Here is a 12,738-nt window from a genome sequence, read left to right on the forward strand (position 1 = left end):
ATTTAGGGATTACTTTGATAGAAGAAACTCAAAAAGAATTGATTACACAATTCATCAAAAAGAAAGAAATCAATATAAATATTCTTGAAAAATCAAGCAAATCAAAGGAATCCTATAAATCATGGTTCAGACACTTGAATATTGCATTGGATAATGTCAAGATTTGTGATCCTGCTATTGGTTCGGGTGCTTTTCCTATGGGTTTTTTACATGAAATATTTACCGCAAAACAAACTTTACATACTTTTGAATTTGGAAATACGACTAATTTTAATGCTTCGGATGTCAAGTTAAATATCATCCAAAATAGTATTTATGGGGTGGATATTGAACGCGGTGCTGTGGATATTGCTAGATTGCGTTTTTGGTTGAGTTTAATAGTAGATGAACCTGAACCCAAAGCGTTACCTAATCTTGATTATAAAATTGTGGTGGGTAATAGTCTGGTGAGTAAGTTTGGTGATGATATTATTGATATTGATTGGGAAATCAAAGATGTTACACAAGGAAGTATTTTAGTTGATGTTTACCAACCTCAAGAAATTTTAAGGAAAATTAGTGATAAACAAAAAGAGTTTTTTAGTCCAGATAGCGATAAGAGAAAGTTAGCTACTGATATCCGTAATTTAAAAATTGATTTGCTGATAAGTCAATTGGAATTGATGATTAAAACTAAAGGTATGGAAAATAAACCCACTAGTACGGATAAAACTTTAACTAAGAACACGGAAATTTATTTACAAACTGTTGGTTGGAAACAAAATATTAAGGAATTGAAAGCACTCAAAAATAAATCTGATGAATCTCTTAATTTCTTTGATTGGAGGTTAGATTTTCCTGAAGTTATGAATCAGCAAGTTGTGGAAAATGTGGGTTTTGATATTGTAATTGGTAATCCTCCCTATGGTGCAAAATTAAGTAGATTAGATATTAAATTTTTTAAAGAAAAGTATCAAATAAAAACTTCTGAAACGGCTATTCTTTTTGTTGAAAGAGGTATTTCGTTGAATAAAAAAAAGGGGATAAAAACATATATTATTCCCAAATCATTCACTTTTGCATCGAATTATTCAGATATAAGACATTTTGTTAAAAAAGAAATTGCTTTGATTGCAGACTGTGGAAAAGCATTTGATAATGTAAAACTTGAGGCTTGCATTATTTCTATCCACAAAGGTAAAATAATAGATAACTATAAATCAATCTTATTTAAAGCTGATAAATCTTTTGATTTTATGGGTAATATAAGTAAAAAATTAAAAACACAATTCGGGCTTTTTCCTAATGGAATTAATCATCTTGAGTTAATAATTGGTAATAACATTTTTCAAAAAAGTATTTTTTTAAATGATATTGCTAACAATAGTAGAGGAGAAATTGGATTACAAAAACATTTAGTTACAGAAGGTAAATATGCAGTTATTGGAGGTAAGGAAATTAATAAATATGGAATTAGAAATATTAAAGGATATATTAATGATGCAAATTTAATTAGTGAAAAAGCAAAAATCAATAAAAATTCTGTACTTGTGCAAAACATTGTAGCGCATATTACTAAACCTTATGAACATATTCAAATTATTAGCTGTATTCCTGAACAAACTGATCTAATTTTAGTAGATACTATTAATCAAATTACCATTACAAAAAATGAGATATCATCTCAATATATTTGGTGCTTATTAAATTCAAAACTTGTAAATTGGTATGCTTATCTTTTTATATTTGGGAAAGCCATTAGAACAATGCATTTTGATAGTCCCGTAACATCTCGTATTCCTATTATGTTAAGTTGTGAAAATACCCAAAATATATTTATTAAGAAAGCAGAAAAAGTTATAACCCTCAAATCTCAAGGTAAAGATACAACCACATTAGAACAACAAATAGACAACATGGTTTATAAACTTTACGAATTAACCTATCAAGAAGTAAAAATAATAGATCCTGAATTTACATTAACAGAAAAAGAATATGCAGACATAAAAATAGATAATTATTTTTAAAATTAGGCGCGAAAGTAGGAATTTTAATCAATCCTGATGAATTAACTGTTACTGTTTATCGTCCTCATGGTAAAATCACATTATTAACAGCAGATGATAAATTAACTGTAGATGAATTATTTCCTGGTTGGGAAATTGCTATTTCTGAATTATGGCCTCCTGTATTTGAATAGGTGTTTAAAGTAGTATCCCGTAATTTTTACCTCCCCTTACTCCCCCCTTGTAAGCTAATACACACAAGGGGGAAGGGAAGAAATTTCCTGATTCTTTCTAAACTCCTGACTCGGTGACTCCTATTCTTTGAGTAATAAATAGAATAGTAAACCGTTACCGCCAGAAATACCAGCGCGATCGCCTGCTAATTGACCAGAACCCATGAAATAATCAACTCTTCCCGGTCCTTTAATCGCACTACCTGTATCCTGATCCAATACAAACCGGTTAACTAGACGAGATTCCAGTTTGCCACGATTAGTAGGATAAGGAAAGGAATTGACAATCAGCGCCAGTGCGCCCGGTGGCATCAGAGACTTATCTGTAGCAATGGAACGTTCGGCAGTGACAGGGACAAGAATACTACCTGTCGCTGGCGTACCGTTAGTTTCTGCAAAGAAAACAAACCTTTCCCAACGTGGTAAATAATTACTTAACTCCTGGGGATTTTGGCGGAAATAAGCAATTAACTTAGGCATGGTTAAACCACTCAGTGGCATTTTCCCATCCTTTGCTAGTTCTCGACCGATAGAAGTCCAAGCATAATCAGTTCCTCCAGCAAAACCAACGGATGTTCTGCGTCCATTAGTTAATCTAATTTGGGCAGAACCTTGGATATGAACCATGTATGCGTCTAGACGATTACGAAACCAGAGAAGTTCTAAACCTCGCAACCTGCTTTTATCCCCCAGTAACCCATCCTTTCCTTCTAAATCAACCCGTTTAGGATGGGGTTTTGGCCATTTCTGGAAATCCGGTGGCAGACGATAAAGAGGATACTTGTATACAGAAGTCCTGACTCGACTGGCAACATACACAGGCTCATAATAAGCTGTAAACTTAACAGTTCCCTTGCCATCGTTACCTACAGACTGGTAAAACACAAACTCCCGTCGTACAGCAGCTTGTAGTTCAGCCGCCGACTGAGAACTCACAACCAATTGCCGAAAGCGTACCAAACTGCGCTGCACCCGATTCAGGGTAATTTCCTTAATTGGGTAATCTTGATAGGCTGTAACAGCTTTATTACTTGCCAAATAGCGCAAACTGTTATCTATGGAGGTCAGCAATGCTTGTTTATCCCCCTGTTTACCCCAAAGTTGTTCATCCAAACCTAAGCAATTCTGGGGGGTGCAAACAGTTTCTAAATCAATAGGTTGGAGTGCTGGTAGTACTACAGGTGGTATTTCCGGAGTTACTGGTATCGTGACTGGCTGTGAATTAGGAGCTTGAGCTATAACTGAGGAAAGTGGATTTATAAAAGCAATTCCCAGACTTAAGGCCAGCAAAGTAAGGTTTTTTCTCATGTTTATCTTTCAATACTAGAATTAAATACAGGTTCTACCCGAATTCCTGCAATCTTAGACGGACGCACCACTAAATATTCGCCTTGAATATTCTTAATCGGTACGTTAATAAACTCATTTGAATCATGCTTTGGAGTTAATACGCCGCTATACCATTTTTGAAATTCTGGAAAGGTGGAAAAACGCACTTCTTCCCGATGTCCATTGTCTAGCAGCAAAAAAACAGCATATTCGTTAGGAGTTCTAGGCATAAATTTACACTACTGAAAATACATCTTCTCCATTGTTAACCACGTCGCACCATTATGAAAAGAATTATCTAGGAGTCAGGAGTCAGGAGTCAGGAGTAAAACTGGCTTGCTGTCTGGTTCGGAATTTAGATTCTGTACTTCATTAATCTGCAATTTGCTGTATCTAGGACTTAGCTAAAATAATTTGAATTTAGCCAACTGGTTTTCAATTATTCCTGTCAGCATTTGCTTGAGTTCCGTACCACTTTGAAATTGTAAAACCTGCTGGGTGGGCAAATCAAAGGGAAATTGCCCTGACAAGTCTGGACGTTGCATTTGCACCAGTAAAATTTGCTCAGTCCGTTTACTGTGGATAGCATAACCCATTTCTACACAGACATGAGGACTGGGAATTAATTGATTTGTTTCCTGACTGTCAATGCTAGTTATGGCAGTGGTATCAGCAATAAATAATAAACTCTTACGGATTTTTCTCATGCTGGCGCGACTTAAACGCAAACAAGCATTTTTGGGACGAGGTGATTCTACTAAGGTCAGGGGAAAATGCGATTTTTCATTTATACTTTTTAAAGTGGTAAGCAATTCTTCTTTGAGAAGATCATTAGCTGTCCCATATTCGGTTTGATAACAGAAATATATTGTCGGATCTAATTGGGCTAATACAGCCTGTTTAGTAAAATAAATTTCATGACTAATCAAGTCAATGTTAGCTACAGAATATCCACCGCTGCCTTCAATATAAAACTCAATATTTTCTCCTTCTAAATATCGCCCAAACCAAGTTGATGTTTTTACTGCGTCGCTATCCTCTAAAAAGTCTGCTCGTAATCCTGATTTTAATAGGCTTTTTTTACTCAGCCGAATATCTGGAGGACGTTTTTCCAGTTCTGTAATCGGTTCATAATCCGGTAGATACCACGCTTTGAGCGCAATAATTGACATAAGGCGCTATTTTCAATGTCTCTTTCTATTTAATTCTAGTCCAAAATTACAAACAACAACACCCAAACATCTACTCGCCTGTTGATTTCCTCTTCTTGTTGATCCTAGCCAGGGATGTACCACCTCCCACCAACTTGACAAACAAGTGATGGAAATCAGTCACAGCGCCCCCTGATCTTCAGTCATGTGAGGAAATATCAGCTTTCGCGTTGGGTGTCGTTGTTTGTTGACGAGACAGATGTAAATTAAACAGCGCTTTTACCTCTTATTTAACTTGTGGTTTCTCTCTTCTTTCTCTCTAGCTGTCGTATCTGCCAGGGAAGCTATACCTGCTTCAACTATTAGGATAACAGCTTTAAATTCGATAGGACATTTTTGCAATTAAACTTTACTAAATAGGGGTTGCTGAATAAGTTGTCTGTGAGGGGAGGTGACAGGTGACAGGTTACAGGTTACAGGTTACAGGTTACAGGTTACAGGTGACAGGTTACAGGTTACAGGTGACAGGTTACAGGTGACAGGTGACAGGTGACAGGTGACAGGTTACAGGTGACAGGTTACAGGTGACAGGTTACAGGTTACAGGTTACAGGTTACAGGTTACAGGTTACAGGTTACAGGTTACAGGTTACAGGGAAGGAATTTTCTTCTTTCTTCTTTCTTCTTTCTCCTGAACTCCTGATAGCGCAGCGTGGCGTTAGCCATACTCCTGAACTTATTGAACTTATTAATAAATGGTTTTAGCTTTATTTAGCAATCCCTAAATAAAAAACTTGACACTCTCCGCGTCTTTAGACGCGGAGATTCGACAGAGAGTATAAGTTTGATGAAAACCTATATTTTTGGGATGGGGCTTCTGTCGGGAAAGCTAACTTTGACATTGAGGACAGAAATGACTAGAACGCCCACCTAACTTAATTCGTTGGATGACACGACCACAAACCTTGCAAAGTTCGCCAGTGCGGTTATAAACCCAGGCTTCACCGCCATAATTACCGTTAACGCCTTTCACACTCAAGAAATTACTAAAAGTCGTTCCACCTACCGCAATACTCGCTGATAAAACTTGAATAATTGCCGTTCGTAAAAGTTCAATTTGGGGAAGTTGTAATTCTGTACAGAGAGTAGTTGGTAAAATCCCACTTTTAAATAAAGCTTCATCTGCATAAATATTACCTAATCCTGCCACCATTGACTGATCTAATAATCCAGTTTTAATAGGACGACGGGATTTTTTTAATTTATCAGCAAAATACGCCACAGTGAACTCTGGGGAAAAGGGGTCAACTGCCAATTTTGCCAAACCTGTAATAATACTTTCTACAGCTACATGACTAGGAACATACCACATTTGCCCGAAGGTGCGCTGGTCAACAAAGCGTAATTCTTGCTTTTCCCCAAAAAATAACCTCACTCTGGTGTGTTTGTGTAAAGGTTGATCTTGGGTTAACCAAAGTAACTGACCGGTCATGCGGAGGTGAACTCCTAAATAACTGGGAGAAGGTGAGGAAAGTTCAGCCAAGAGATATTTACCACGACGATGCCAGGTAGTAATAGTATTCCCTTTAACTTTATCAATAAATTCATCAACGGAAAACGGGTAGGCAATGGTGCGTTGTAGCAACACATCTCCCCCCGTCACTTCTTGACTCAGGGTTAATTGATTCAAACCCCGGCGGACTGTTTCAACTTCAGGCAGTTCAGGCATTCAAGCAAATAATATTTTTAGGGAAAGGTATGGTCAAACAGAGGAAATAGACAAGATTTTTACCTTGACATCTTTTCCTAATTATCCCATTAAACAATCCCCTTGATGCTTGACTATTTATTTGGCTGCGGCTTTGGGTTTAGGTGCTTCCACCTCAATTAATTCATCTACAGCAAAGTTGTTGGTGTTGAGATCAGAGTAGTTAACTTTGTCAAAGCGAACAATTACAGGGTATTTAATCCCGCTTTTGTCAACAGAAACCACTGTACCAAGATCCTGAAACCAGTAGGACTCAGGGCGGAGAACACGTACTTTAGAACCACGTTGAACCATGATGGATCTTCCCTTTTGAAGTATGAATTGCCGTTAAAGTAGGGCTGATTGTTTTCACTCTACAACCTCAAGGTATTTGCTTGTGGTTTTGTTAAGTTATTTGTCAAATTGCTGGGTTTTCATCGGTAATGAGTTGTTAATCTTCCCTGCGACTTCTTGACAAACTACCCATAATAGAGTAAGTTCATTCCCAAACACTCCTGGCAAAATGTTCTATGTCTTACTTAATACAAAAACACTACCTTCGTTCCCCCTACCTATACGGAGATAATTATCTATATAAGTAATATCTAGCCAACCTTGTTGTTGTTCACTTTGAATGGGAAAATCAAAAGCGGTAAATTTTTTGCCTAATTCAATTTGTTGGATGAAGTTTCCCGGTGTTGTATAGCCAATTAGGCTTTGTAAACCAATTATAGAACGTTGGAATTTTACTTGCACACGCTGTTGGGATACTGGTTCAAATTTAGCAGCAACGCTAACTAATCCTGCGAAGAAAGGAATGCCATAAATCTCAGCTATGTTATAAACACTGTTGCTTTCTACCCGAATACATTGGTAAATTTGACCAAGTTTACAAAAGGGTAAACGATCTATGTTTAATAAGGCTTTGCTCGTGGTGTATAGTAGTCGCCAGTCACCTTCTAGTAAATTACTAGCTGCTAATGGTCGTGGCGTGGGATTAAAGTCTTCTAAGTTGGCGATCGCTGCTAAAATAGCTTGTTGTTGTGGCTGACTTGCCAATAAACCGCGATTAGTGCCAACAATTAGATCAATAAGAGTTGATTTGCCTATCATTACCCAATGCCTCAAGAGTTTACATGATGAAATAGCATTAATAAAATATTAATGTTCTTTGTCTATAACCATACAATTCATGAATAATGCCTTTTTGACTACCGTTCGCTCGTTAAATGAAAATTTTCTTTGATTCGGATTCAGCAGTTAAAGACCTGTATGAAGGAATAAATTAACTCGTATCAAGTCAGTATGATAGACTCTTAGTGTCTAGTTATATAAACCCCCGTGTGTGACTGTTAATATGTTAGATTCTCCCCTCCGTGAAGCCCCCCGAAACCAGCGAGCATCAGTTATTCCCTTAAAACAAGAGTCCTCTATGTTGGACTGGCTGCGGCTTAGTGGCCGACTGATAGCCCGTGATATCCATGACACCGAATCGCGGGAAGATGTAGAAGTAATATCCGATTTTCTGGGCGCAGACGACGGAATTGGTGATATTGACTATGATGATGACGATGATACACCTGTTGATGATGACTAGCACCGCAGGGCGGAAGTCAAAAGTCAAAAATCAAACGTCAAAAGTAATATTAAGCAAGCTTTTTGGCGATTGAGAATGGTTAGTTTATTGACGCTGTGCTGTACTAGTTCCCAAAATACTGCGAACTATCAGCTAAAAACAGTCTCTATGGCTTTATTTAGGTTTTTTTAAAGTGTGGAGTGAAGGGAATTTTTTTTGTGGACGCTAAATTATCTCCTAACCAAAGTTTGAATTTTTCGGGAATGGGCTTGGCTTCCTTGCTGGCCTTGGTACTGAGTGCAACAGCCTTGATTTTCGATAGCATGGGGCATAGAACCCCTTGGTATCCGATTTCCCTCACCCTACCTTTTTTATTGACTGCTGTGGGTGTGACAATTCTGGGACAGTGGGTGATTCCTCTGTTACAAAGGCTGAAAACGGGACAGATTATCCGGGAAGATGGCCCCCAGGCACATCTCAAAAAGGCAGGAACACCAACTATGGGAGGTATATTTTTTATCCCTGTAGCGGTGATAATTGCTTGTATATTGGCGGATTTTTCTGAAAATGTCCTGGCGGTTTCGGCTTTAACTCTCAGCTACGGTTTCATTGGTTGGATAGACGACTGGCAAATTTTGCGTCGGAAGTCTAACAAGGGAATTTCTCCGAAGATGAAGTTAGCTTTGCAAGTGATCTTTGGGGCTGTGTTTTGTGTCTGGTTGATGTTTAAAGGTGACTTTAGTATAACTAATATCCATTTACCTTGGGTGGGTTTGTCCTTACCTTTGGGACTGTTGTTCTGGCCTGTAGCCGGGTTTGTCCTGGTGGCAGAGAGCAATGCTACTAATTTAACAGATGGGATTGATGGTTTAGCAGCGGGAACAGTAGCGATCGCTATTTTCGCATTAGGTGTGATCATTGCCCCAACTTCCCCAGACTTAATGGTTTTCTGTGCTGCTGTCAGCGGTAGTTGCTTAGGCTTTTTAGCCTACAATCGTAACCCAGCTAGTGTTTTCATGGGTGATACCGGTTCTTTAGCCTTGGGTGGCGCTTTAGCTGCGGTTGCACTGTTAACAAATAGCTTGGTGGCTCTGTTTATCCTGAGTGGTATCTTCTTTGTGGAAACCCTCTCTGTCATGGCACAAGTCAGCTATTATAAAGCGACAAAGGGACCAGATGGCAAAGGTAAGCGATTATTTAAAATGGCTCCTTTACATCATCATTTAGAATTAACTGGTTGGTCAGAATTGCAAGTAGTGGCTGTATTTTACATTATCGCTGCTTTTCTAGCTTCTGTCTGTATTATGTCCATAAAATAATCAGTTTTGTTTTAAAAATAAAAACCCACAACCTCCAAATTTGGGGGTTGTTTTTGTTTTGAGATTGGGAGTTCTGTGCGGGACGTAAATTACCCCAATTCCCAATACTCAAATTGTCATTTAAGTAAGTAGACGAAAATAAATCAAAGTAGATTAAGTAACGTAAAAAATCTGGAGATGATTTCGTAGTAAGGGCTTCAGCCCTTAAATGAGGAATAAATTCCTCACTACAAACTTTGAATTATTCAAGCCGTTCTACTTACACCCTTGAGGAGTTGAGCAAATTCAGGGGATTATTGGGATATTTTGCCAGATAGAAACAAAATATTTGTTACTTACGTCTAATCACTAGACTGCTGTAACAAGCAATGTTACGCTTTAAGTTTACACGGCAGTAGGTTGGGTGTAAAGTTACCAGGGAATCTAAACCAACATGAAGCATCTATCGTACCGCTATGGTATTTTGACGCTTTTTTATATATGTACCCTCATGGGTATAACTAGAAATAATAGCGTCTTCGCATTAACGGTTGAGGAAGAAGCAAATCGAGTTTGTACTCAAGGGAGTGCTGCCGTTATCACAGTTAAAACTGGTAATGGACATGGTAGCGGTTTTTTGGTCAGTCAGGATGGCTTAATTATTACCAACGCTCATGTTGTAGATGGTAGTCCTAGCGTTGTTACTGTCGTGTTTCGGGATGGTAAACAATTACCCGCAGATGTGATAGGTTTTGCTAGGGGTGGAGTGGATTTAGCAGCTTTAAAAATCCAAAACCGCAGGAACTTACCATACCTAAGTTTAGCTCGTCCTGGAACAGCAAAGGTAGGTTATCGAGCATTTGCGATTGGTAGTCCTCTTGATGCTGATAACCGTGATACCTGCACCCAAGGTAATATTAGCCGGATTCGTCCCGACGGAACTATTCAACATACCGCATTTTTAAATCCTGGAAACTCTGGCGGACCCTTATTAAACAGCCAAGGGGGAGTTATTGGTGTTAATACCAGCGTAGCTTTAGCTCCCATTATTGTTAATGGTATACCAATGGGTGGTGTACCTGGTGGAACTGGAATTAACCTTTCTCAACCAGGAGAGAAAGTCAAATCTTTTCTAGCAGATATCAAACAACAAAAAGTTTCTCCTATCTCCACTGTCCCTACATCAAAAGAACCATCTATAGAAACTATTTCCCTTAATGGTCAAGTAATTAATGGTAGTTTAAATGGCAGTCCTAATGGTTATATATTTTCAGGTAAAGCAGGACAAACAGTTGTAATTGAAATGGATAGTCAGAAGATTAATCCATTCTTAACCTTATCTCAAGTTATCGAATCTGATGCTGGGAAAGAGATTGAAAAAATTGCTGAAAATGACGACAAAGGAGCAGGTAATTTTAATGCTAGGATTGTCGCTACTTTACCAGCAGATGGAATTTATTTAATAGTTGCCAATTCTTCCGAAAGGGGGGAAACTGGTAATTATAGTTTACGCGCTATTTCTAAATATGAGTAGGTTGGGTTGAAGAATGAAACCCAACATTCTTAAACAACAACGTTCTAACTGTGTTGGGTTTCGCTGTTGCTCTACCCAACCTACATTTTCACAATCAACATTAATTTTTTAACTAAGGACTCAAAAATCATGAAATTACAATCACTTTCCACCTTTTTAGGATTAACAACATTGACCTTAACCATGAGCATAAATCCTGGTTTAAGTCAAGATAATGCTTCTGAAAATCAACCCAATCAAGTCACATTTTTCTGTCAAGAAATATTTGATCAAGCCAGTGGTGAAAAAGTTCCCGCTACCATTGCTTGGGTTCCTGAACGTCAAGGTCACGTACGGTTTATTGGTTGGAAATCCGAGTATTTTGCCAAAGGTAGCTGGACTCCCCAAAAACGTTGCCAAGAAGTATCTAAAAAATTCCATAATTTCTATGAAGCAGGTCGTTTAAATCGCTTGACAACGGGTAAAAATAAGGGTTATTCTGTGGTTTGTGCTGTGGCAAGTAATGAACAAACTTGTAATGGTAACAATCAATTATTTACCCTAAAAAATAATAGTAACCCAGGATTAGTTTTAGAGCAACTTGTGAATATAGCCCAGGGTAAAAGTTCAGAACCACTTTGGCAAAATTCAGGAAATAGAAAGTATTTGAATGTGGGTAAGTATTTGCAAAATGCCCCACTTGTCAATATTAAAAAATAGCCATTCTTGACATTGACTGTATTTGAAACAGAACCTCAAACTTCCATTTTCAACCACAGTCTGGAAACAAGTTCAAAATTCCCATAAATTCCCATAGTCGGTTTTAACCGACTTTAGCTATTAGACAGGGAATTTATTCCCTGGCTAAAATCTGGCTAAATCTGGCTAAAATCTGGCTAAATCTGGCTAAAATCTGGCTAAATCTGGCTAAAATCCCTTGTTTATCTTGATTTATCGAACAACAAATTCAAAGAATGGTGCGTTACGCTGTCGCTAACGCACCCTACAAATCATCTACTAATCAACAACTACCATGAACCGTAACATTGCTATTATTTCCTTCTTATTATTCCTATCTTTCCCATCATTGACATTAGCAAATGTTTCCCGTTCCTTAGCTAAAACAATTACCCCGGCTACCTGTAATATAAAACCTGATAACCCCGAAAGTGGAGAATATGATTCACTCCAAAAACTCCAAACCCTTGCTAAACAAATTACAGTCAGAGTCATTGGTGATAATAACGGCGGTTCAGGAACAATATTGGCTAAAAAGGGCAATTCTTATTTAGTTGTTACCAACTCTCATGTTTTACTGGGAGTTAATAAAGTTCAAATTAAAACACCTGATAATCAAATCTATTCAGCCCAAATTTTGCCTAATACTAATTTTGGTAAACTAGATTTAGCTGTCTTGCAATTTACATCTAATCAAAATTATTGTCTACCTAAAGAAATTGCTAGTTTCGATATTAATACAGATACACCAGTTATAGCCGCCGGCTATTCTAGCAGCAAAGGAGAAATGTTATTTAGAAATGGAACAGTAAAACAAATAATTTCTCAACCTAGTTTAAAAGCCGGATATGAAATTGGTTATACCAGCGATATTGAACAGGGAATGAGCGGCGGTCCAATTATTAGTAGTCTAGGGTATCTCCTGGGAATTAATGGCATTAGTTCCTATCCTCTAGTCAATTCTGGTTATGTTTATACCAACGGAAAACGCCCCACAAATACAGAAATTCAAGAATTTAGAAAACTCAGTTGGGGAATACCTATTAAAACCGTTTTAGGTCAGGTAAGACCAGAAGTTCTCACCGCTTATAATTTACCTATACCAGATATTAAACAGCAAATAGCAGAAGTACCATTAACAGGATGGTTAGGAGAATTAGAAGCAAAAG

Annotated in this window: 12 protein-coding genes and 1 pseudogene; 7 read left to right on the forward strand and 6 right to left on the reverse strand. The window is 37.8% G+C overall.

Annotation, left to right across the window (positions count from 1 at the left end; all coding sequences use genetic code 11):
* The first annotated feature begins 845 nt into the window (after positions 1 to 845).
* Complete coding sequence (locus IQ226_RS25120; protein ID WP_228039405.1) at positions 846 to 2,006, forward strand: Eco57I restriction-modification methylase domain-containing protein; 1,161 nt, start codon at positions 846 to 848, stop codon at positions 2,004 to 2,006.
* Positions 1,997 to 2,179 (forward strand): annotated as a pseudogene (locus IQ226_RS12805) (Uma2 family endonuclease); the annotation flags it as partial. The gene IQ226_RS25120 and the pseudogene IQ226_RS12805, both read left to right, overlap by 10 nt.
* Positions 2,180 to 2,299: 120 nt before the next feature.
* Here the strand turns inward: IQ226_RS12805 and IQ226_RS12810 are convergent.
* The 6 genes from IQ226_RS12810 to IQ226_RS12835 form a co-directional block, all read right to left on the reverse strand.
* Positions 2,300 to 3,526: a murein transglycosylase A gene (locus IQ226_RS12810; protein WP_193895906.1), complete on the reverse strand. Its 1,227-nt coding sequence runs from the start codon at positions 3,524 to 3,526 to the stop codon at positions 2,300 to 2,302.
* A 2-nt stretch (positions 3,527 to 3,528) separates the two neighbouring features.
* Positions 3,529 to 3,777, reverse strand: a complete 249-nt coding sequence (locus IQ226_RS12815; RefSeq protein ID WP_168643314.1) for a hypothetical protein — start codon at positions 3,775 to 3,777, stop codon at positions 3,529 to 3,531.
* A 174-nt stretch (positions 3,778 to 3,951) separates the two neighbouring features.
* Positions 3,952 to 4,719 (reverse strand): hypothetical protein, encoded by a 768-nt coding sequence (locus tag IQ226_RS12820; protein WP_193895908.1) that lies wholly within the window; start codon positions 4,717 to 4,719, stop codon positions 3,952 to 3,954.
* Between the two features lie 867 nt (positions 4,720 to 5,586).
* Positions 5,587 to 6,426 (reverse strand): DNA-formamidopyrimidine glycosylase, encoded by an 840-nt coding sequence (locus tag IQ226_RS12825; RefSeq protein ID WP_193895909.1) that lies wholly within the window; start codon positions 6,424 to 6,426, stop codon positions 5,587 to 5,589.
* 117 nt (positions 6,427 to 6,543) lie between these two features.
* Positions 6,544 to 6,759: a photosystem I reaction center subunit IV gene (locus IQ226_RS12830; protein ID WP_027400975.1), complete on the reverse strand. Its 216-nt coding sequence runs from the start codon at positions 6,757 to 6,759 to the stop codon at positions 6,544 to 6,546.
* 213 nt (positions 6,760 to 6,972) lie between these two features.
* Complete coding sequence (locus IQ226_RS12835) at positions 6,973 to 7,557, reverse strand: PAP/fibrillin family protein (RefSeq protein ID WP_193895911.1); 585 nt, start codon at positions 7,555 to 7,557, stop codon at positions 6,973 to 6,975.
* A gap of 244 nt (positions 7,558 to 7,801) precedes the next feature.
* On the opposite strand from IQ226_RS12835, the gene IQ226_RS12840 reads away from it, so the two are divergent.
* From IQ226_RS12840 to IQ226_RS12860, 5 genes are all read left to right on the forward strand, one after another.
* A complete protein-coding gene (locus IQ226_RS12840) occupies positions 7,802 to 8,041 on the forward strand; it encodes a DUF3134 domain-containing protein (protein ID WP_168465131.1) in 240 nt (79 codons plus the stop codon).
* A gap of 197 nt (positions 8,042 to 8,238) precedes the next feature.
* A complete protein-coding gene (gene mraY, locus IQ226_RS12845; RefSeq protein WP_193895913.1) occupies positions 8,239 to 9,339 on the forward strand; it encodes a phospho-N-acetylmuramoyl-pentapeptide-transferase in 1,101 nt (366 codons plus the stop codon).
* Between the two features lie 433 nt (positions 9,340 to 9,772).
* On the forward strand, positions 9,773 to 10,852 hold the full coding sequence (locus tag IQ226_RS12850; RefSeq protein WP_193895915.1) for a S1C family serine protease: 1,080 nt from the start codon (positions 9,773 to 9,775) through the stop codon (positions 10,850 to 10,852).
* A 129-nt stretch (positions 10,853 to 10,981) separates the two neighbouring features.
* Positions 10,982 to 11,551 carry a COP23 domain-containing protein gene (locus IQ226_RS12855; RefSeq protein ID WP_193895917.1) on the forward strand — a complete coding sequence of 190 codons (570 nt, stop codon included), beginning with the start codon at positions 10,982 to 10,984 and terminating at the stop codon, positions 11,549 to 11,551.
* A gap of 313 nt (positions 11,552 to 11,864) precedes the next feature.
* Positions 11,865 to 12,738: serine protease (locus IQ226_RS12860; RefSeq protein ID WP_193895919.1), on the forward strand; the 874-nt coding region annotated here is incomplete at its 3' end.

Source organism: Dolichospermum sp. LEGE 00240, from assembly GCF_015207875.1.
GTDB classification, from domain to species: Bacteria; Cyanobacteriota; Cyanobacteriia; order Cyanobacteriales; family Nostocaceae; genus Dolichospermum; species Dolichospermum gracile.

Coding starts and splice junctions, on each gene's coding strand:
- IQ226_RS12850 (WP_193895915.1), top strand. CDS start 9,773: ATGAAGCATCTATCGTACCGCTATGGTATTTTGACGCTTTTTTATATA.
- IQ226_RS12825 (WP_193895909.1), bottom strand. CDS start 6,426: ATGCCTGAACTGCCTGAAGTTGAAACAGTCCGCCGGGGTTTGAATCAA.
- IQ226_RS12835 (WP_193895911.1), bottom strand. CDS start 7,557: ATGATAGGCAAATCAACTCTTATTGATCTAATTGTTGGCACTAATCGC.
- IQ226_RS25120 (WP_228039405.1), top strand. CDS start 846: ATGAATCAGCAAGTTGTGGAAAATGTGGGTTTTGATATTGTAATTGGT.
- IQ226_RS12855 (WP_193895917.1), top strand. CDS start 10,982: ATGAAATTACAATCACTTTCCACCTTTTTAGGATTAACAACATTGACC.
- IQ226_RS12840 (WP_168465131.1), top strand. CDS start 7,802: ATGTTAGATTCTCCCCTCCGTGAAGCCCCCCGAAACCAGCGAGCATCA.
- IQ226_RS12820 (WP_193895908.1), bottom strand. CDS start 4,719: ATGTCAATTATTGCGCTCAAAGCGTGGTATCTACCGGATTATGAACCG.
- IQ226_RS12810 (WP_193895906.1), bottom strand. CDS start 3,526: ATGAGAAAAAACCTTACTTTGCTGGCCTTAAGTCTGGGAATTGCTTTT.
- IQ226_RS12815 (WP_168643314.1), bottom strand. CDS start 3,777: ATGCCTAGAACTCCTAACGAATATGCTGTTTTTTTGCTGCTAGACAAT.
- IQ226_RS12830 (WP_027400975.1), bottom strand. CDS start 6,759: ATGGTTCAACGTGGTTCTAAAGTACGTGTTCTCCGCCCTGAGTCCTAC.